Genomic DNA, 21271 nt, shown 5'->3' on the forward strand with positions numbered 1-21271 from the left:
CCGAGGAGTTGCTCCCAGATGACCGAGCGTCCGGACTCGATCCCCCTGCTGACCGCGCAGAGCGGCATCCACTACGCCCGGCAACTCGCCCCGCACAGCACCGAGTTCCATACGGCCGACGTCGTGGAGATCACCGGGCCGCTGGACGAGGACCGCTTCGAGCGCGCCCTGCGCCGCACGGTCGCCGAGGCCGAGACGCTGCGGCTGCGGTTCGCCGAGGAGGACGGCACGCCCGTGCAGTACGCCGACCCGGACGCCCCGTTCACCCTGCGCCGGGTCGACCTCAGGCAGTGCGGATCGCCGGAGGGGGACGCCGAACGCTGGGTCCGGGCCGACCTGACCCGCCCCGCCGACCCGGCCACCCGCGACGGGCTGATGCGGCAGGCGCTGCTGCGGGTCGGCGAGGAGCGGTACCAGTGGTACCAGCGGGTCCACCACATCGCCGTCGACGCCTACGCGCTGACCCTGCTCGGCCGCCGGGTCGCCGAGCTGTACACGGCCGGCGACGGGCCGGCCCCCGCCTCCCGGTTCGCCCCGCTCGCGGAGGTCGTCGCGGAGGAACGGGAGTACCTCGCGGGCGAACAGTACGGCCGGGACCGGGAGTTCTGGCGCGAGCGGATGGCGGGCGCCGCCCCCGTCACCCTCACCCCGCCCCCCGCACCGGCCGACCCGGCGAGCCCGGCCGACCCGGACGCCGCCGGGGGACCGCTGCGGTGCGGCGCGGCCCTGCCCGCCGGATCACTCTCCCGGCTCTCCCACGCCGCCTCCACCGCCAAGGCCACCTGGGCCGAACTCGTCGTCGCCGCCACCGCCGTCCACCTGCACCGCCTCACCGGCGCCCGGGACGTCGTCCTCGGCCTGCCCGTCACCAACCGGCGCGGCCCCGCCGCCCTGCGCACCCCCGCCATGACCGTGAACGTCCTCCCGCTGCGCGTCACCGTCGGCCCCGAGGACACCGCCCCCGAGCTGCTGCGCCGGATCGTCCTGGAGATCCGCCAGGTCCGCCGCCACCAGCGCTACCCCCAGGCCGACCTGCGCCGCGACCTCGCGCTGACCTCGCCCGAGACCCCGCTGACCGGCCCGATGGTCAACATCAAGCCGCACGACGGCGGACCGCTCGACTTCGGCGGACTGCCCGGCACCGTCCGCAACCTCGCCGCCGGCCCCGTCGAGGACCTCGCCGTCGGCGCCTGGCCCGGCCCCGAGGACCGCCTCACCCTCGTCCTGGAGGCCCACGCCCGCCGGCACACCGCCGCCGGACTCGAACGCCACCAGGCCGGTTTCCGCCGCTGCCTGGACGGGCTGACCCGTCTGCTCCTCGACGACCCGGGGCGCCCGCTCGCCACCCTCGACCTGCTCGGCGAGGACGAGATCCGCCGCGTCACCGCCGGCCGCGACGAGGCCCCCCACCCGCGCACCGTGCCCGAGGAGTTCGCCGCCCAGGCCGCCCGCACCCCGCACGCGACCGCCGTACGCTGCGGCGAGCGGAGCCTCACCTTCGCCGAACTGGACGCCGCCGCCAACCGGCTCTCCCACCACCTGGCCGCCCACGGCGTCGGACCCGAGACCGCCGTCGCCCTCGCCCTGCCCCGCTCCACCGGCATGGTCACCGCCCTCCTGGCCGTCCTCAAGGCCGGCGGCGTCTGCCAGCCCCTCGACCTCGGCCACCCGCCCGCCCGCACCCTCGCCGTCCTGGACGACGCCCGCCCCGCCTGCGTCCTCGGCACCGCCGACGCGCTGTCCGGGCTCCCCGCCCACGGACTCCCCGTCATCGCCCTCGACACCCCCGGCACCACCGAGGCCCTGCGGCACAGACCGGACGGCCGCCCGGCGGCCCACCCCGCCCCGCACGACGCGGCCTACGTCATCCACACCTCCGGCTCCACCGGCCGCCCCAAGGGCGTCGTCGTCACCCACGGCTCCCTCGCCAACCTCTACGCCGGGCACGGCGGCGACCACATCGCCCCCGCCGTCGCCCGCACCGGCCGCACCCCCCTCAAGGTCGCCCACAGCGCCTCGTTCGCCTTCGACGCCTCCTGGGACCCCCTCCTGTGGATGGTCCACGGCCACGAACTGCACCTCCTGGACGACGCCACCTACCGCGACCCGGCCGCCCTGACCGCCTACGTCGACGCCCACCGCGTCGACTACCTCGACGTCACCCCCTCCTACGCCGAAGCCCTGCTCGCCGAAGGACTGCTCGGCGAGGGCCGGCACCGGCCCGCCGTCCTCGTCGTCGGCGGCGAGGCCGTCCCCGCCCCGCTGTGGCGCCGCCTCGCCGCCACCGAGGGCGTCCACCCGCTCAACCTCTACGGCCCCACCGAGACCACCGTCGACGCCTGCCACTGGACCGGCCCCGACTCCGACGGCACCCCCGTGCGCGGCACCCGCCTCTACGTCCTCGACACCTCGCTGCGCCCCGCCCCCGACCTGGTCCCCGGCGAGCTGTACATCGCCGGTGCCTGCCTCGCCCGCGGCTACCTCGGCCGTCCCGACCTGACCGCCCAGCGCTTCGTCGCCGACCCCTTCGGCGCCCTGCACGGCGACCCCGGCGCCCGCATGTACCGCACCGGCGACCTGGTGCGCCGCCGCCCCGACGGCACCCTCGAATTCCTCGGCCGCACCGACGACCAGGTCAAGATTCGCGGCTTCCGCGTCGAACTCGGCGAGATCCAGGCCGTCCTGGCCGCCCACCCGGACGTCGGCCGGGCCGCCGTCATCGCCCGTGACGCGCCCGGCGGCAAGCGGCTCCTCGCCTACGCCGTCCCCGCCCCCGGCACCGACCCCGCGCCCGGCGCCCTGCGCGACCACCTCGCCGCCGCGCTGCCCGCCCCCATGGTCCCGGCCACCGTGACGCTCCTGGACGCCCTGCCGCTGACCGCCAACGACAAGCTCGACCACCGCGCCCTGCCCGACCCGGAACCGGCCACCCCGGCCGGAGCCGCCGTACCGGCGCCCGCCACCGGACCGCACACCGAGATCGTCGCCGGGCTCGTCGCCGACCTGCTCGGCCTGGAGACACCGCCCGCGCCCCACGCCTCCTTCTTCGACCTCGGCGGCCACTCCCTGCTCGCCGCCCGCCTCGCCGCCCGGCTCCGCGAGACCTTCGGCATCGCCCTCTCCGTCGCCGACGTCTTCCGCGACCCCACCCCGGCCGCCCTCGCCGCCCTCACCCGCGCCCGGCACGCCGGCACCCCCGACGTCCCCGAGGCCCCGGCACCGGTCCCGGTACCCCGCACCGACGCCCTGCCGCTCGCCCCCGCCCAGCAGCGGCTGTGGTTCCTCCACCGCCTGGAGGGCCCCAGCCCCACCTACAACATCCCCCTCGTCCTCACCGTCGAAGGCCCCCTGGACGAGGACGCCCTCACCGCCGCCCTCGCCGACCTCACCGCCCGCCACGAGACGCTGCGCACCCGCTACCCGGTCGCCGAGGACGGACCCGACAGCCTGCCCCGCCAGCACATCCTGGCGCCCGACGACCCCGCCGCCCGGCCCGAGCTGCGCCGCGCCGCCGACGGAGAGGACCTGGCCGGCGCCGCCCGGCACCCCTTCGACCTGGCCCGCGACCTCCCCCTGAGGGCCACCCTGTTCACCGAGTCCGCCGGACACCACACCCTCCTGCTGGTGCTGCACCACATCGCCGGCGACGGCGCCTCCACCACCCCCCTCGCCCGCGACCTCGCCGCCGCCTACACCGCCCGCCTCGCCGGCCACGCCCCGGACCTCCCGCCACCGCCCCTCCAGTACGCCGACCACGCCGCACACCAGCGGCGCCTGCTGGGCACCCCGGACGCGCCCACCGCGCTCGCCACCGCCCAGCTCGACCACTGGAAGCGGACCCTGGCCGGACTGCCCGACCAACTCGACCTGCCCACCGACCGGCCCCGCCCGCCCGCCGCCGCCACCGACGGCGACACCGTCCCCTTCGCCGTGGACCCGGCCACCCACACCGCCCTCACCCGGCTCGCCCGCACCACCGGCGCCAGCGTCTTCATGACCGTCCAGGCCGGGCTCGCCGCCCTGCTCACCCGGCACGGCTGCGGCACCGACATCCCCCTCGGCACCCCCGTCGCCGGACGCGACGACGACACCACCGCCGACCTCGTCGGCTTCTTCACCAACACCCTCGTCCTGCGCACCGACACCGGCGGCGACCCCACCTTCCGGGAACTCCTGGAACGCGCCCGCACCACCGCCCTGGACGCCTTCGAACACGACGCGCTCCCCTTCGACCACCTCGTCGAAGCGCTCAACCCGCCCCGCTCCCTCGCCCGCCACCCCCTCTTCCAGACCATGCTGGCCTGGCAGTCCGTGCCCGACACCACCTTCCCGCTCGCCCCCGGCACCACCGCCCGGCTCTCCACCATGACCTCCGGCACCGCCAAGTTCGACCTCACCCTCAACGCCGGGGAACGCGGCGGCGGCGGCATCGCCGGCTTCCTGGAGTTCCGTACCGACCTCTTCGACCGCTCCACCGCCCAGGCCCTCGCCGACCGCCTCGCCCGGCTGCTGACCGCCGCCGCCCAGGACCCCGACACCCCCATCAGCCTGCTCCCGCTGCTCGGCGAGGACGAACACCGCCGCGCCCTGGTCGAGGCCAACGTCCAGCCGCCCACCGCCCACCACGGGTCCCCGGCCACCCTCGCCGACCGCTACGAGGAGGCCGCCCGACGGCACCCCGGCCGGATCGCCGTCAGCCACGACGGCGCCACCCTCACCTACGCCGAACTCTCCGCCCGCGCCCACCGGCTCGCCCGGCACCTCGCCGGACGCGGCATCGGCCCCGGCTCCCTCGTGGCCCTCGCCCTGCCCCGCTCCCTCGACCTGGTCACCGGACTGCTCGCCGTCTCCCTCTCCGGCGCCGGCTACCTGCCCCTCGACCCCGACTACCCCGCCGACCGGCTCGCCTACATGCTGGCCGACGCCCGCCCCGCGGCCGTCGTCACCGACACCGCCACCGCACCCCGGCTGCCCGCCCACGACCTGCCGCTCGTCACCGTCGACGACGGCCCGGCCGACGGCCCCGACGGCGGCCCCCTCACCCGGCACGACCGGGTCCGCCCGCTCGCCCCCGAGCACCCGGCGTACGTCATCTACACCTCCGGCTCCACCGGCCGCCCCAAGGGCGTCGTCGTCACCCACGACAACGTCACCCGCCTGCTGACCGCCACCGACCACTGGTTCGGCTTCGGCCCCGAGGACGTGTGGACCCTCTTCCACTCCTACGCCTTCGACTTCTCGGTCTGGGAGCTGTGGGGCGCCCTCCTGTACGGCGGGAAGGTCGTCGTCGTCCCGCACGCCACCAGCCGCGACCCGCACGCCTTCCTGCGCCTGCTCGCCGCCGAGCGCGTCACCGTCCTCAACCAGACCCCGTCCGCCTTCTACCAGCTCGCCGCCGCCGACCGCGAGGAACCCGGCCACGAACTCGCCCTGCGCTACGTCGTCTTCGGCGGCGAGGCCCTCGAACTCGGCCGTCTCGACGACTGGTACGCCCGGCACGCCGAGGACGCGCCGGTCCTGGTCAACATGTACGGCATCACCGAGACCACGGTCCACGTCACGTACTTCCCCCTCGACCGGGCCACCGCCGGCGCCGCCACCTCCTCCACCATCGGCGTCAACATCCCCGACCTGCGCGTCTACGTCCTCGACGAACGCCTGCGGCCGGTACCGCCCGGCGTCACCGGCGAGATGTACGTCGCCGGGCGCGGCGTCGCCGCCGGCTACCTCGGCCGGCCCGGCCTGACCGCCGGCCGCTTCGTCGCCGACCCCTACGCCCGCCTCTTCGGGGAGAGCGGCACCCGCATGTACCGCTCCGGCGACCTCGCCCGCCGCCGCGCCGACGGCACCCTGGAGTACTTCGGCCGCGCCGACCACCAGGTCAAGATCCGCGGCTTCCGTATCGAACTCGGCGAGATCGAGGCCGTGCTGGCCGCCCACCCGGACGTCGCCGACGTGGCCGTCGTGGTCCGCGAGGACACCCCCGGCGACCGGCGCCTGGTCGCCTACGCCGTCCCCGCCGCCGACGGCGCCGCCCTCCCGGCGCGGCTGCGCGAGCACGCCGCCCGCGACCTGCCCGTGCACATGGTGCCCTCCGCCGTCGTCGAACTGGAACGGCTGCCGCTGACCGGCAACGGCAAACTCGACCGCACCGCCCTGCCCGCCCCCGGCCGCACCGCGGGCACCGACCCCTCCCGCGCCCCGCGCGGCCCCCGCGAGGAACAGCTCTGCGCGATCTTCGCCGAGGTGCTGGGCCTCGACCGGGTCGGCGTCGACGACAACTTCTTCGACCTCGGCGGCCACTCCCTGCTCGCCGTCCGCCTCGCCGCCCGCGTCCGCGCCGCCCTCGGCACCGACGTCTCCATCGGCACCGTCTTCCGCTCCCCGACCGTCGCCGCGCTGGAAACGGCCCTCGACGCCGCCGACACCCGCCGCGACGACCCCCTCGACGTCCTGCTGCCGCTGCGCCCCGCCCGCGAGGGCGACCGCGCGCCGCTGTACTGCGTCCACCCGGCCGGCGGACTGAGCTGGTGCTACGCCGGGCTCATCCGCCACCTCCCCGCCGACGTGCCGATCTACGGCCTCCAGGCCCAGGGCGTCGGCCCCGCCACCGCCGGCCGGCCGCTCCCCGCCACCCTGGAGGAACTCGCCGCGCACTACGCGGACCGGGTCCGGCAGGTGCAGCCGGCGGGACCGTACCGCCTGCTCGGCTGGTCCACCGGCGGCATCATCGCCCAGGCCATGGCCACCCACCTCCAGGACCTCGGCGAGGAGGTCGAACTCCTCGCCGTCCTGGACGCCTACCCCGCCGAGGGCTTCCGCGAGCTGCCCGTCTCCGACCACGCCGAGGCGATGGAATCGCTCCTGGCGATGGGCGGCCACGGCCCCGACACCCTGGAGGGCAAGCCCCTCACCACCGCCAACGTGATCGCCGTCCTCCAGCGCGAGGGCAGCCCCCTGGCCGCCCTCACCGCCCCCACCCTGGAAGCGCTCGCCGAGATCTACCTCAACACCAACCACCTCGTACGCGCCTTCGACCACCGCCGCTTCGACGGCGACGTCCTCTTCTTCCGCGCCACCGTCGACACCATCGACGACACCCTCACCCCCGATCTCTGGAAGCCGTACGTGAGCGGGCGCGTCGACAACACCGACATCGCCTGCTCGCACAAGGACATGACCCTGCCCGGACCGATCGCGCACATCGCCCGCGTGGTCGCCGACCGCCTGACCGACCTGGAGAAGTGACACCCCGATGGCCGTGAACCACGACGCCCCCGTCAACCCCTTCGACGCGGACGGCGACACCGGCGCCTTCCTCGTCCTGGCCAACGCCGAGGGCCGGCACTCGCTGTGGCCGGACTTCGCCGACGTGCCGGACGGCTGGACCACCGTCCACGGACCGTGCCCGCGCCAGGACGCGCTGGACTGGGTCGTCGCGCACGCCAGCGGGCTGCTGCCCCGGTGACCGCGTCCGACTCCCCCGCCGGGCGGGGCGCACGGCGGACGCCGCTGAGCCCCCGCCTGGCCGTGGTCCTCGTCTACGTGGCCGCGATGTGCATGAACGGCCTGGACTCGACCATCGTCAACCCGGCCCTCTACACCATCGCCGAGGACTTCGGCCGGCCTGTCTCGGCCGCCAACACGGTCGAGACGGCCTTCCTGGTGGCCCTCGCCCTCGCCCTGCCGGTCGCCGGCTGGCTCGGCGACCGGTACGGCACCAAACGGGTCTTCCTCGGCTCGCTGGCCGTGTTCACCGCCGCCTCCGCCCTCTGCGGCCTCGCCCAGAACCTGCCCGTGCTGGTCATGGCCCGCGCGGTGCAGGGCCTCGCCGGCGGGCTGCTCACCCCGGTCGGCATGACCCTGCTCTTCCGCGCCTTCACCCCGCCGGAGCGGGCCGGGCTGGCGAAGGTGCTGATCGTGCCGACGGCGCTGATGCCGGCCCTCGGCCCGCCGCTCGGCGGCCTGCTCACCGAACACCTCTCCTGGCACTGGCTGTTCTTCGTCAACGTGCCGGTCGGCGCCGCCGCCCTGGCGCTCGGCGCGTTCGGCCTGCGCGAGCACGTCGAGGGCACCGCCGGCCCCTTCGACCGGACCGGCTTCTGGCTCGCCACCCCCGCCCTCGGCCTGCTCACCTACGCGCTCGGCTTCGGACCGGCCCACGGCTGGTCGGACCCGTTCGTCGCGGTGGGCGGCGCCGTCGGCGCGGTCCTGCTGGTGGCGGCCGTCCTCCAGCAGCGGCGGGCCCCGGCCCCCCTGCTCGGCCTGCGGCTCTTCGCCGACCGATACTACGGTCCGGCCGCCGCGCTGGCCGCGCTCACCGCGGCCGGGCTGATGGGCGTCCTCTTCGTGGTGCCGCTCCTCTTCCAGGCGGCCCTGGGCGGCAGCGCCCTGGACGCCGGGCTGAGCGTCTTCCCGGAGGCGATCGGGCTGATGCTCGCCTCCCAGGTCGTCGACCGGCTGCTGCCCCGGCTGGGCCCGCGGCGGCTGGCGGTGACCGCGCTCCTCGCAGCCGCCGCGGTGTTCGGCGCGCTCGCGGCGCCGGGCACGGCGGAGAACGAGTGGGCCGTGCGCGCCCTGATGTTCGCCATCGGGCTGGTGCTGGGCACCGCCGTGCTCACCGTGCAGCTCGCCGGGTTCGAGACCATCGCGCCGCCCGACATGGGCCAGGCGATGGGCCTCTTCCAGATCGTCCGCACCCTCGGCGGCGCCCTCGGCATCGCCCTGTGCGCGGCGCTGGTCGGCGGCGGCGGGGACGCCGCGGGGACGACGATGGACGCGGGCCCCTTCCGGACGGCGGTGTGGGCGACGGCCGCCCTGGTCGCGGTCTCGGCGCTGTGCGCGCTGCGCCTGCCCCGTACGGTGTCGCAGCCGCCGCCGCTGCCCGAGGAGGCGGCGGACGACGCGCCGGGCGAGAGCGGCCCGGCACCGCAGGCGCCCGAGCGGACCACCGCCCCCTGAGCGCGGGAGGCGCCCCGTGGCGGAGGGGACCGCGGGGCGCCTCCCGTTCCGGCGGGGCCTGGGCTAGCGCGCCGCGCGCTCCCCGGCCGGTGTCTCCGGCTGCGCCGGGCCCAGCAGGTCCGCCAGGGCGTCGGCCAGTCCGCCCCGCCAACAGGCGTAGTCGTGGCCGCCGTTGAACTCCCGGTAGGCGATCTCGTAGCCCCGGGCCCGCAGCACGTTGCGCAGCCGCCGGTTCTCCGCGAGGAGCATCCACTCCTGGAGGCCCACCTCCAGCCAGAGCCGGACCGGGCGGCGGGCCCCGGAGGCGTACCGCCGGGTCAGCCACTCCGGGCCCAGCCCGGGATCGTCCTCCGGCCACCAGAAGGCACCCGACTGCGACACGGCGAGCCCGAACCGGTCCGGCCGCCGGTACGCGGCGAACGCCGCCGTCAGCCCGCCCGCGCTCTGCCCGGCGAGCAGCGTCCGCTCCGGCCGCGAGGTGACGCCGAACTCGGTCCGTGCCCACGGCAGCAGCGCCTCCGCGAGCCAGTCCACGAAGGCGCCGTTGCAGCTCAGGTCCTCCATCCGGCGCTCCATGGTGTCCACCATCAGCACCACGGCCGGCGCCAGCGCCCCGGCCCCGTGCATCCGGTCGAGCAGGGCCCCGGTCTCCAGCACCGGCCCCCACATCTCCCCGTCGAGCAGCACGGCGACCGGGTACGACCGCGACGCCCGGTGTCCGGGCGGCAGGTGGACCCGTACCCGGCGCCCGTCCACCTCCCGCTCCAGATCCCCGCCGGCGCGCGGCACGGGACCCGCCGCGTACGGCTGCGGCGGGGCGGCCGGCAGCGACAGCACCGACGCCGGGCGGCGCGGGGCGGGGGAGGGCAGGGCGGGCTCCCTGCTCAGCGGGTCCGGCACGGCCCGGTCCAGGGTGGAGCGCCAGGAGGCCCGGTCGGTGCGCAGCAGCTCGGCGCGGTCCCGGTGGCCGGGCAGGAACTGGTAGGAGGCGCGGTGGTCGGCGCGCAGCCGGTGGGAGAGCCACCACAGCGACGTGCCCTCGGCCCGGCGCATCAGATGCCGGGTCAGGTCGCCGCCGTGCCGGTCCCGGTCGGTGACGGTGTGCAGGAGCAGCAGCACGTCGGTGGCCGGCCGGTCGGGCTCGTCCCACCACAGGAAGGTGACCAGCCGGTGGTCCGGGTCGCCCTCGGGGTCGGCCTCGACCAGAGGCGTCCCGGTCCGGGCGGCGCGCAGCCGGAACGCGGCCTCGGCCCCCGGCACCCCGGCCCGCACCCCCTCGCCGAGGGCGCGCAGCGCGGGACTGGCAGGTGCGGTCACGGTGGTCCGCCTTTCGTCGTTTCGTCAGGGGGTCGGGGAGGGGGCCCGGGTCAGACGCGGGTGGCGGCCGACCGGCCCAGCAGCACCCACAGCAGGAAGGGGCCGCCGAGCACGGTGGTCACCACGCCGACCGGCAGTTCGGAACCGGAGAACGCGATCCGCCCGAGGGTGTCGGCGGCCACCACCAGCACCGCGCCGGTGAGCATCGACCCGGCCAGCGGCACGCGGAGCGGCCCGGCGAGCCGCGCGGCGATCACCGGGGAGGCCAGGGCGACGAAGGAGACGGGGCCGCAGACGCCGACCGCGAGTCCGGCGAGGGCGACGGCCAGCAGCATGCACAGCATCCGCACCCGGCCGGGGGTGACGCCGACGGAGGCGGCGGTGGAGTCGTCGAAGCGCAGCACGGACAGGTGCCGGGCCACCGCCAGCGCCGCCGGCACCAGCACCACGAGCCCGATCAGCACCGGTACGGCGACGGAGTAGCCGCGTCCGTTGAGGCTGCCGGAGGTCCACACGTACAGGGAGGCCGCGGAGTTGAGGGAGCGGCGGGAGAGGACGACCTGGGTGACGGCCGAGGCGAGCGCCGACATGGCGAGGCCGACGACGAGCACGCGGTAGCCGCGCTGCCCGAGGCCGCCGGAGACGGTGGTGACGACGAGGACGGCGGCGAGCGCGCCGAGCGGCCCGGCCCACCAGGCGCCGAAGGTGCCGGTGGAACTGAGCGTCACCGACAGCAGGACGGCGGCGGTGGCCCCGTCGTTGACGCCGAGGAGTTCGGGGGTGGCGAGCCGGTTGCGGGCCAGCGTCTGGGTGAGGCAGCCGGCCAGTCCGAGGGCGGCGCCGGCCGCGAGCCCGGCCACGATCCGGCCCAGCCGGAACTTCTGCACCAGCAGGACGTCGAAGCGGTCGCCCTGCCCGAACACGGCCCGGAAGGTCCGGGACACGCCCATGTCGCTCTGGCCCGCGTAGGCCGACAGGACCACGGCCACCACGCCGAGGGCGGCGAGCAGCAGGGCGGCGGAGGCGGGGCGCCGGTGCACCAGCAGGGAGAGCCGGCCGCGCCGCACCACGGCCGTGCCCGCGGCGAGCGCCCCGTCCGCCGGCTCCGTGGCCGCCGTCTCGGCGGACCCGCTCTCCGGGCGGGCCGGGCGCATCCGCCGCCACAGGCCGGTCACCAGGGCGGGCAGTCCGCGCCCGGCGCCGGACGGGGCACCGTCGGCGGCCGGTTCGGTCATGCCCATCGCGGCCAGTTGGCGGGAGCGGACGATGCCGATGAGGACCGGGGCGCCGATCAGGGCCACGATCACCGACACCGGCGCCTCGAAGGGCCGTGAGACCACCCGGGCCGCGATGTCCGCCACCGTCAGTACCCCGGCGCCGATCAGCCCCGCGAGCACGGTGCGCGCGGCCGGACGGGTGGCCGCCAGCGTCCGGGCGAGGAAACCGGCGAGCAGCCCGAGGAAGGAGATGGGCCCGGCCAGCGCGACCGCCGCCGCGGTGAGCAGCGTCACCCCGGCCGCCACCGTCGTACGGATCAGGGACGGACGGTGGCCGAGGCCGCGCGCGAGGTCGTCGCCGAGCGCGAGCGCCGACAGCGGCCGGGTCAGCAGCAGGGCGATGGCGAAGCCGACGGCGAGCACGGGCAGCAGCGGGCCCAGCTCGCCGTAACCCTCCACGCCCGCCAGCGAACCCAGTACCCAGAAGCGGAACCGGTCGTAGGTCTCCGCCGAGTTGACCACGATGACGCTGGTGATCCCGCCGAAGGTGGCGCCCAGCGCGGAGCCGGCCAGCACGAGCCGCATGGGGGAGCCGCCGCGGCCCCGTCCGGCGATGAGCAGCACGAGCCCGCTGACCACCACCGCACCGACGAACGCGCATCCGAGATAGGCGTAACCGGAATCCAGTCCCAGCAGTGCGATGCCCGCCACGACGCCCAGCGAGGCACCCGCGTTGACGCCCAGCAGGCCGGTCTCGGCCAGCGGGTTGCGGGTGACCGCCTGGAGCAGGCAGCCGGCGATGCCGAGGGCGGCGCCGACCAGCAGCGCGGTGAGCGTGCGGGGGAGCCGGAGATCCCCGATGACCAGGGACAAGCGGCTGTCGGCGCGGGCGCCGTGACGATTCAGCACATAGTCCAGCGCGCCGCCGGGCCCCACCTCGCCCGCGCCGACGCAGAGCGAGAGCGCGCCGAGCAGGACGACCGCCGCCGCGCAGCCGGCGACGATCAGCCGGGTGCGGTGGCGCGAGGGGTCGGCGGAGGAGCTTCGCTCGGTGCCGGCCGGGGCGGGGACGGGAGCGGACGCGTCGGCCGTGACCGTCAACGTCCCTGTATGTCCGCCCTCTTGGGCCGGTGAGCGATGGACCTCGGAATCCCGCGTCTGCATGAAGTGAGGTTAGCCTAACCATATAAGTGGCGGTCGGGCGTGCCTCTCCGTCAGGGCCGGGAGCGGCTGTCGCCCATGGGTTAATAAGGTTAGGCTTACCTTATGAAGTGGGGGTCCGTCATGTCCGACGCCTTACCCGGCGCTTCCGCGTCCCCGCCCGCGCCCCGACGCGCCGGCGGCGCGGAACACACCGACCGCGCCGACGACCCGGCGCGGGCCGCGGCCACCGCGCACGCCGTTCGTGCCGTACGTGCTGCTCATGCCGTACGTACCGCGGGCGCCGTTCGTGCCGCGCACGCCACCGCGGGCGCCGTGCGCCCCGGCCCGGCCGGACGCCCCGCGTGTTCCCCGCCCGCCGCTCCACCGGCACCCTCCGCCGACGGCGGCGCGAACCCGCGCTGACCGTCGCCACCGCGCGTACCCCGCGCACCACCCTCACCCCGCACACCCGCACCGCACGCCCGCGCCCCGGCGCCGGACGTGCGAGAAACGGAGCCACCGTGTCGACGGCACCCCAGGTCGCCGCACCCGCCCCCACCCTCGCCGAGACCGGCCACCCCGCCGTGGGCGTCGCCACCGGCCTGCTCAACTCCTATGTCCCGGGCGCCCGTTTCCTCGGCACCCCGACCCGCACCCTGCTCGGCGAGGGCGTGCACAGCGAGGTGCCGCACGACGAGCGCCCGCCCGCCCGCCGCGTGGCCGACACCCTCGCCGCGGCCCGCGCCGCCGGACACCCCGCACCCGTCGTCATCGGCGCCATCCCCTTCGACGTCCGGGTCCCCGCCGCGCTCGCCGTCCCCGCCACCCTGCACACCGCACCACCGCTCACCGCCGACCCGCTGATAGCCCTCCCCGCCGACCCGCCCGCCACCAGCGGCCTGACCATCCACCAGGAACCGGCACCCGAGGAGTACGCGGCCTCCGTCGCCTCCGTCGTCGACCGCATGTGGAAGGGCGAGTTCAGCAAGGTCGTCCTCGCCCGCACCCTGCGCGTCGACGGCTCGGGACCGTTCGACGTCCCGGCGATGCTCCAGCGCCTGGCCCGCCGCGACCCCTCCGGCTACACCTTCGCCCTGCCCACCGCCCCCGGCCGGACCCTCCTCGGCGCCAGCCCCGAACTGCTCGTCACCCGGACCGGCGCCCGCGTCCTCGCCAACCCGCTGGCCGGCTCCGTGGCCCGCAGCGACGACCTCGCCGAGGACGTCCGCCGGGCCGCCGCCCTCCTGGAGTCCGCGAAGGACCTCCACGAACACAAGGTCGTCGTCAACTGGGTGGAGGAGGCCCTCGGCCGCTACTGCACCGGCCTGACCGTCCCCGCCCACCCCACCCTGGTCCGCACCGCCGCCATGTGGCACCTGTCCACCACCGTCACCGGCACCCTCCGCTCCACGGACACCTCCTCCCTCGAACTGGCCGAGGCCCTGCACCCCACCCCCGCCGTCTGCGGCACCCCCACCGACACCGCCCGCCGCGTCATCCGCGAGAGCGAGCCCTTCGACCGCGGCTTCTTCACCGGCGTCGTCGGCTGGGGCGACGCCGACGGCGACGGCGAATGGGTCGTCACCATCCGCTGCGCCGAGGCCGAGGACTCCTCGCTGCGCCTGTACGCGGGCGCCGGTGTGGTGGCCGCCTCCGACCCCGACGCGGAGACCGCCGAGACCGCGGCCAAGTTCCGCACCTTCCTCGGCGCGGTGGGGGCCCGGCTGTGACCACGCACCCCACCCCCACCTGGCCCGACGAGTTCGCCGACCGCTACCGCGCCGCCGGCCACTGGCGCGGCGAGACCTTCGGCTCCATGCTGCGCGACCGAGCCGAGGCACACCCCGACCGGACCGCCGTCGTCGACCCGGCCGGCGGCCACCGCTGGAGCTACGGCGAACTCGACGCCCGCGCCGACCGGCTCGCCGCCGGACTGCGGTCCCGCGGCATCGCCAAGGGCGACCGCGTCGTCGTCCAACTGCCCAACATCGCCGAGTTCTTCGAGGTCGTCTTCGCCCTCTTCCGGATCGGCGCCCTGCCCGTGTTCGCGCTGCCCGCGCACCGGGAGACCGAGATCCGCTACTTCTGCGAGTTCACCGAGGCAGCCGCCTACGTGATCGCCGGGGAGCACGGCGGCCACGACTACCGCACCCTCGCCGCCACCGTCCGCGCCGACGTCCCCACCCTGCGGCACGTGTTCGTCGCCGGACCCGACGCCGGCGCCTTCGAGGCCCTGTCGGACGTCGCCGCCGAACACCCCGCGCTCACCGAGCCGGACGACGGCCCCGAACCGGGCGACCTCGCCTTCCTCCAGCTCTCCGGCGGCTCCACCGGCGTCCCCAAACTCATCCCGCGCACCCACGACGACTACCTCTACTCGCTGCGCGGCTCCAACGAGATCTGCGCCGTCGACGAGGACAGCGTCTACCTGTGCGTGCTGCCCGCCGCGCACAACTTCCCGCTCTCCTCGCCCGGCACCCTCGGCGCGCTCTACGCGGGCGCCCGGGTCGTGATGTGCCCGCAGCCCAGCCCCGACGTGGCCTTCCCGCTGATCGAACGGGAGGGCGTCACCCTGACCGGCCTGGTGCCCCCGCTCGCCCTGGTGTGGACCGAGGCCGCCGCCGCGGGCACCCCGTACGACCTGGACAGCCTCGACATTCTGCTGGTCGGCGGCGCCAAGTTCAGCGAGCAGGCCGCCCGCCGGGTCCGCCCCGCGCTCGGCTGCGCCCTCCAGCAGGTCTTCGGCATGGCGGAGGGGCTGGTCAACTACACGCGGCTCGACGACCCCGAGGAGACCATCGTCACCACGCAGGGCCGCCCGATCTCCCCGGACGACGAGATCCGGGTCGTCGACGACGCCGACGAGGACGTGCCCGACGGAGAGCCGGGGCACCTGCTGACCCGCGGTCCGTACACGATCCGCGGCTACTGGAACGCCCCCGAGCACAACCGGCGGGCCTTCACCGAGGACGGCTTCTACCGCACCGGCGACATCGTGCGCCGTACCGAGACCGGGCACCTCGTCGTCGAGGGCCGGGCCAAGGACCAGATCAACCGGGGCGGGGAGAAGATCGCCGCCGAGGAGGTCGAGAACCACCTCCTGGCCCACCCGGCCGTCCACGACGCCAACGTCGTCGGCGAACCCGACCCCTACCTCGGCGAACGCACCTGCGCCTACGTCATCCTGCGCTCCGGCGCCGAACAGCCCCGGCCGGTGGCGATCAAACGCTTCGTCCGCGACCGGGGGCTGGCCGCGTACAAGGTGCCCGACCGCGTCGAGTTCGTGACCGAGTTCCCGCAGACGGGCGTCGGCAAGATCTCCAAGAAGGACCTGCGGGCCACCGCCCGCACGGACGGCGACCCCGCCCGCGCCTGACCCGTACCCGGACGCCCCGTCAGCGTCCCGACCCCGCCACCGAAGGGAACCGAACCACCGTGGCCCTCACCCTGGACCGCCTGCGCAACGACATCGCCGATGTCCTCGGCGAGCCCGTCGACGACCTCCCCGACGACGAGAACCTCCTCGACTACGGACTCGACTCCGTCCGTCTGATGGCCCTCGCCGGCCGCTGGCGCGAGGCGCACGGCGCCGACATCGCCGTCGCCGACCTCGCCGAGAACCCGTCCGTCACCGCCTGGGCGACGGCCCTCGGCATCCCCGCCCCCTGACCCACCCGCCCCGGCGGGCGCGGACCGGGCGCCCCGCCCGCCGCACCGCTCCTGCCCGCCGCACCGCTCCCGGGACCTCCCGGACCCGGGAGCGGGAGCGGCGCGGCGGGGGAGCGGCCGGTCAGGACTTCTTCTCGTCCTTGGTGCCCTTGGCGTCCTCGGCGTCCTTGTCGTCCTTGTCGCCCAGCTTCCCGACCAAGTCCTGTGCCTTGTCGACCGCGGTGTCGATCTTGTCGCTGTGCTTGCCGCGGGTCTTGCCGTCGACGAACTCGCCGACCTTCTCCAGACCGTCCGAGATCTTGTCGCCGTGCGTGCCGGCGACCTGCTCGGCCTTCTCCTTGAGGTTCTTCAGGGCGTCCTTGTCCTTGAGGTTCTTCAGCGCGTCGAACATGCCGGCGTCGTGTCTCCTTCACTCAACTGCCTGGTGAAAGCACGATTTTACGGTGCGCCGGTGCCCGGTATGCCCCGGAGTCGTCAGGACGGCGGTTTCGCCCCGGTGTCCGTGCGCAGGTCCGCCAGCAGCTCGGCCTGCCCGGCGAGCACCCCGGACAGGATGGTGCGGGCCACCGCGAGCAGTTCGGCGATGTGCGCACTGGTCAGCGAGTAGTACACGGTCGAGCCCGCCTTGCGGGACACCACCAGGTTGGCCCGCCGCAACACCGCGAGCTGCTGCGACAGGTGCGCCGGCTCGATGCCCACCTCCGGCAGCATCTCGGCCACCGCGTACTCCCGCTCGCTCAGCAGCTCCAGGACCCGGATGCGCGCCGGATGGCCGAGCGTCTTGAAGAACTCGGCCTTCAGCTTGTACAGCGGCGTGCTCATCGCCCTGCCGCCCTCCCGGCGCCCCGGCGGGCCCCCGTCCGGCGGTTCCCGGCTCCCTGCATCCCACTGCTCCTCAGCACCTCGTGACCGTCCCCGTGCCCCGCCGCTCCGGCCGGGCCCCGCGCCCCTCTGCCGCGACCTGCGCGATTGCCGAGATTAGCAACTCCGGCCCACGGGCGGAGCCGGCCCGGTACGGCCCGCCCCGGGCCCCCGCCCGGCATCCGGCCCAGGCGGAACCGGCGGCCCGGAGGGAGCGGGCAGCCGCGGGGCCGTTCGGGTGTCCGCGGTGTCCACGCGGCCAGTCGGCGGGCGACGGGGCGGAGCCCCGGTTCAGATGGCGGAGAGACCCGCACGCGGCGCCCGTGAGGGCGGCGCCCGGCGGGGCACCCGGGAACGGACGGCGGAAGCGAGGCAGAGGTGACGGAGCGGGACGGACGGCAGCCGCCGGACCCGGACGACGGCCCCCTCGGGGCGGACGCGGACGACACCCCCGACATGTCCATGCTCGACCTGCCGCGCAGCTCCGACCTGGACCGCATCGGCGAGCAGATGCACGCCCTGGCCCGCGCCCAGAACACCCTCCAGGAACTCCTCAAGGCGGTCGTCGACATCACCGGCGACCTGGAGCTGGCCACGGTGCTGCGCCGCATCGTGCGCACCGCCATGGACCTGGTCGGCGCCCGCTACGGCGCCCTCGGCGTCCTCGACGAGGAGGGCCGCTACCTCGCCGAGTTCGTCCCGCTCGGCCTCACCGCCGCCGAACTGGGCGACCTCGGCGGCGTGGAACTCCCCCGGGGCCGGGGCCTGCTGGGGCACCTGATCCGCCACCCCGAACCGCTGCGCGTCGACGACATCGCCCGCCACCCGGAGTCCGCCGGCTTCCCGCCCGGCCACCCTCCCATGCACACCCTGCTCGGCATCGCCATCACCGTCCGCGGCCGGATCTACGGCAACCTCTACCTCTCGGAGCGGCGCGACGGACGCCCCTTCGACCGGCACGACGAGGGCGTGATCCGCGCCCTCGCCGGCACCGCCGCGATCGCCATCGACAACGCCCGCCTCTACCAGCGGGTCCGCAAGAGCGCCGAGCAGTTCCAGCGGGCCCTGCTGCCCCGCCTGCCCGACCTCACCCCCTTCGCCGCCGGGGCCGTCTACCGCCCGGCTAGCTTCCCCGCGGCCCTGGGCGGCGACTGGTACGACGCCATGCTGCTGCCCGGCGGGGCCTGCGCGGCCGTGATCGGCGACGTCGTCGGACACGACCTCCAGGCCGCCGCTGACATGGCCCAGATCCGCAACATGCTGCGCGCCCTCTACTACGACTGGGGCACGCCGCCCAGCTCCTCGCTCGCCCGCCTCGACCGGCTCATGCACGCCTGGGACGAGGCGCCCATCGCCACCGCGCTGCTCGCCCGGCTGGAACCGGCCGAAGGCGCCTGGCACCTGCGCTGGTCCAGCGCCGGGCATCCGCCGCCGCTCCTGGTGCTGCCCGATGGGCGGGTACGTTTCCTCGACACCGAGCCCGGCACACCGCTCGGCGTCGCGGCCGGGCTGCCCCGCCCCGACCAGCGCGAGGCGGTCCCCGTGGACAGCACCGTCGTCCTCTACACCGACGGGCTGGTGGAGGTCCCCGGCCAGTCCCTGGACCAGGGGCTCGCCGAACTGGCCGCCACCGCCGCGCGGTACGCGGGCCGCTCGCCGCAGGAGCTGTGCCGGGCGCTCGCCGAGAACGGCCCCAGCGACGGCCGCGACGACATGGCGGTCATCGCCCTGCGCACCCCGCCACTGACGGGGTACGGCCGCACGTGACCGGTCGTGCCTGACCGGCCGTGCCCGCCTGGGCCCGGTCGTCGGGTCACCGCCCCGAGACCGCCGGTGGCCGCCCAGTGGCCGCCCGGTGGCCGTTGCCGGGCGCGTCCGCGCGGTCACAGCGGGAGCGAGACGCCGACGCTCTTGCCCCGGCCGTCGGCGTCGGCCCGTACGACCGCCGTGCCGCCGAGGCCGAGGACGAGTTCCCGCACCGTCGCCAGACCGCCCGAGACCGCCTCGCGCAGCGGCGGGAGCCCGGGGTGGAGGTCGTGCACCGTGAAGGCCAGCCGGCCGGGCCCGGCCCCGTAGCCGACCGTGACCTGGGGGGAGAGCGGGGCGGCGTGCCGGACGCTGTTGGCGACCAGCTCGCCGAGGATCAGCAGGGCCGGTCCCACCGCCGGGTGGTGCGCGTCGACGCCCCACTCGGCGAGCGCCAGTTCCGCCGTCTCCCGGGCCAGCCGCACCGCCCCCGGCCGGGTGGGCAGCGTGAGGTAGTGCCGGTGGGTCAGGCCGAGGTCGAGCAGCGCGGTCATCGCGCCCCCGGACGCACACCACCCGGGGCGGCACCCGGCCGCCGGCCGGCCACCGACGGGGACGCCGCGCTCACCGCAGGCCCCCGTCGGCCGGCTCCTCCGCGACCCGGACCGCGTCCACCGCCTGCCTGCCGAAGACCGGCGGCCCGTGCGCGGCGGCCGGCGCGGGCAGCACGCCCGCGCGCTCCAGGTGCGCCCGCGCGTCCCGGATCGCCTCCGGCGTGGTCGCGTACTCCCGGCCCAGCGGGCGCATCAGCTCCAGCGCGCCGACCGAGTCGAGCACCTGCCGCTGCTCGGGGCGGACCCCGGAGGCGAGGACGGTGATGCCGCGCCGGTTCAGCTTCTCCACCGCGTCCTTCAGCACCAGCGCGCCGGTGGCGTCGATGGTCATCACCCGGGACATGCGCAGGATGACGACCTGGACGTCGGCGACCTCGGCCAGTTCCAGCAGGAAGCGGTGGGCCGCCGCGAAGAACAGCGGGCCGTCGATGCGGTAGGCCACGATGTGCTCGGCGAGCAGCGCGTGCTCCTCGTCGCCGTGGTCGCCGCGGTCCAGCGGCACCTGGTCCAGCCGGGCCTGCCGGGCGACCGCGCGCAGGGCCAGGGCGCCCGCCACCAGCAGACCGATGATCACCGCGTAGACCAGGTCGAGCGCGAGGGTGGCCACGGCCGTGAGGACGAGGATCAGCGCGTCCGCGCGGGTGGCCCGCGCCATCGCCCGCAGCGAGCCGACCTCGATCATGCGGATCGCGGTCGCCAGCAGCACGCCCGCGAGCGCGGCCAGGGGAATCCGCGAGACCAGCGGCGCCGCCGTGAAGACGATCACCGCGAGGACCGCGGCGTGCACGAGCGCGGCGAGCCGGGACCGCGCGCCGGTACGGACGTTGACGGCGGTGCGGGCGATGGCGCCGGTGGCGGGCACGCCGCCGAAGAGCGGGGCGGCGATGTTCGCCAGTCCCTGCCCGAACAGCTCCCGGTCGGGGTCGTGCTTCTGCCCGACGGTCATGCCGTCGGCGACGGACGCCGACAGCAGCGACTCCAGCGCGGCGAGCGCCGCCACCGCCACCGCCGGGGCCAGCAGCGAACCGAGCGCGCCCACGTCCACGAAGGACAGCGACGGCGCCGGCAGCCCGGACGGCAGCTCGCCGATCGGCCGGGCCCCGTCCAGGCCGGCGACCTGCGCCACGACGGTGGCCACGATGACCGCGACGATCGAGAAGGGCACCGTGGGCCGCAGCCGGGCCCCGATCAGCATGATCGCGGCGACGCCGACGGCGAACGCGACGGCCGTCCAGTTCGGGTGCCGGGCGAAGTCGGCCGCCGCGCGCCAGGCCACCACCAGCACCCGGTCGCCCTCCGGGGTGTCCACACCGAGGGCGTTGGGGATCTGCTGGAGACCGATCACGCAGGCGATGCCGAGCGTGAAGCCCTCCACCACCGGCGCGGGCACGTAACGCATGTACGCACCGGCGCGCAGCAGGGCGGGTATGAGGAGCAGGACACCGGCCATGAGGCCGACCGTCAGCACCCCGGAGGTCCCGTGCTGGGCCACGATCGGCACCAGGACGACCGTCATCGCGCCGGTCGGCCCGGACACCTGGAGGTTGGAGCCGCCGAACACCGCGGCGAGCGCGCCGGCGACGACGGCGGTGGCCAGCCCGGCTTCCGCGCCGAGTCCGGAGGAGACGCCGAAACCGAGGGCGAGCGGCAGGGCGACGACGGCCACGGTGAGCCCGGCCAGCAGATCCCGCCACGGGTCCCGGCGCATCTGCGCCAGATCGGTACGGCCCGGCATGAGGGCCG

General features: G+C 75.9%; 13 protein-coding genes. 7 read left to right on the plus strand and 6 right to left on the minus strand.

Annotation, left to right across the window (positions count from 1 at the left end; genetic code table 11):
* Positions 1-18: 18 nt before the first annotated feature.
* Genes J5Y05_RS11420 through J5Y05_RS11430 form a run of 3 tightly spaced genes read left to right on the plus strand, consistent with a single transcriptional unit; the run spans position 19 to position 8961 of the window.
* Entirely contained in the window at positions 19-7248 is a 7230-nt protein-coding gene (locus J5Y05_RS11420; RefSeq protein WP_210871145.1) for a non-ribosomal peptide synthetase, read from the plus strand.
* Between the two features lie 7 nt (positions 7249-7255).
* Positions 7256-7468: an MbtH family protein gene (locus J5Y05_RS11425; protein WP_210871147.1), complete on the plus strand. Its 213-nt coding sequence runs from the start codon at positions 7256-7258 to the stop codon at positions 7466-7468.
* Positions 7465-8961, plus strand: coding sequence for a DHA2 family efflux MFS transporter permease subunit (locus J5Y05_RS11430; RefSeq protein WP_307853846.1), 1497 nt, complete (start codon positions 7465-7467; stop codon positions 8959-8961). Before J5Y05_RS11425 ends, J5Y05_RS11430 begins: the two co-directional genes overlap by 4 nt.
* A 63-nt stretch (positions 8962-9024) precedes the next feature.
* On the opposite strand, the gene fes is transcribed toward J5Y05_RS11430, so the two are convergent.
* Complete coding sequence (gene fes / locus J5Y05_RS11435) at positions 9025-10278, minus strand: enterochelin esterase (RefSeq protein ID WP_210871149.1); 1254 nt, start codon at positions 10276-10278, stop codon at positions 9025-9027.
* A 50-nt stretch (positions 10279-10328) separates the two neighbouring features.
* On the minus strand, positions 10329-12659 hold the full coding sequence (gene fhuB, locus J5Y05_RS11440) for a Fe(3+)-hydroxamate ABC transporter permease FhuB (RefSeq protein ID WP_210871151.1): 2331 nt from the start codon (positions 12657-12659) through the stop codon (positions 10329-10331).
* A 500-nt stretch (positions 12660-13159) separates the two neighbouring features.
* Here fhuB and J5Y05_RS11445 point away from each other — a divergent pair, with 500 nt between their 5' ends.
* From J5Y05_RS11445 to J5Y05_RS11455, 3 genes are read left to right on the plus strand one after another with little or no spacing between them, the layout of a single operon-like run.
* Positions 13160-14368 (plus strand): isochorismate synthase, encoded by a 1209-nt coding sequence (locus J5Y05_RS11445; protein WP_210871153.1) that lies wholly within the window; start codon positions 13160-13162, stop codon positions 14366-14368.
* A complete protein-coding gene (locus tag J5Y05_RS11450) occupies positions 14365-16014 on the plus strand; it encodes a (2,3-dihydroxybenzoyl)adenylate synthase (protein ID WP_210871155.1) in 1650 nt (549 codons plus the stop codon). The genes J5Y05_RS11445 and J5Y05_RS11450 overlap by 4 nt, the downstream gene beginning before the upstream one ends.
* Before the next feature lie 59 nt (positions 16015-16073).
* On the plus strand, positions 16074-16307 hold the full coding sequence (locus J5Y05_RS11455) for a phosphopantetheine-binding protein (protein WP_210871157.1): 234 nt from the start codon (positions 16074-16076) through the stop codon (positions 16305-16307).
* Positions 16308-16428: 121 nt separating this feature from the next.
* On the opposite strand, the gene J5Y05_RS11460 is transcribed toward J5Y05_RS11455, so the two are convergent.
* Positions 16429-16698 carry an antitoxin gene (locus J5Y05_RS11460; protein ID WP_210871159.1) on the minus strand — a complete coding sequence of 90 codons (270 nt, stop codon included), beginning with the start codon at positions 16696-16698 and terminating at the stop codon, positions 16429-16431.
* Positions 16699-16781: 83 nt separating this feature from the next.
* On the minus strand, positions 16782-17129 hold the full coding sequence (locus tag J5Y05_RS11465) for an ArsR/SmtB family transcription factor (protein ID WP_210871160.1): 348 nt from the start codon (positions 17127-17129) through the stop codon (positions 16782-16784).
* 495 nt (positions 17130-17624) lie between these two features.
* Here J5Y05_RS11465 and J5Y05_RS11470 point away from each other — a divergent pair, with 495 nt between their 5' ends.
* Positions 17625-18935 carry a PP2C family protein-serine/threonine phosphatase gene (locus tag J5Y05_RS11470; RefSeq protein WP_210871461.1) on the plus strand — a complete coding sequence of 437 codons (1311 nt, stop codon included), beginning with the start codon at positions 17625-17627 and terminating at the stop codon, positions 18933-18935.
* A gap of 116 nt (positions 18936-19051) precedes the next feature.
* On the opposite strand, the gene J5Y05_RS11475 is transcribed toward J5Y05_RS11470, so the two are convergent.
* A complete protein-coding gene (locus tag J5Y05_RS11475; protein WP_210871162.1) occupies positions 19052-19468 on the minus strand; it encodes an ATP-binding protein in 417 nt (138 codons plus the stop codon).
* Between the two features lie 70 nt (positions 19469-19538).
* Positions 19539-21263, minus strand: a complete 1725-nt coding sequence (locus J5Y05_RS11480; RefSeq protein ID WP_210871463.1) for a SulP family inorganic anion transporter — start codon at positions 21261-21263, stop codon at positions 19539-19541.
* Positions 21264-21271 lie beyond the last annotated feature (8 nt).

Source organism: Streptomyces tagetis (genome assembly GCF_018069565.1).
In the GTDB taxonomy this organism is placed as follows: domain Bacteria; phylum Actinomycetota; class Actinomycetes; order Streptomycetales; family Streptomycetaceae; genus Streptomyces; species Streptomyces tagetis.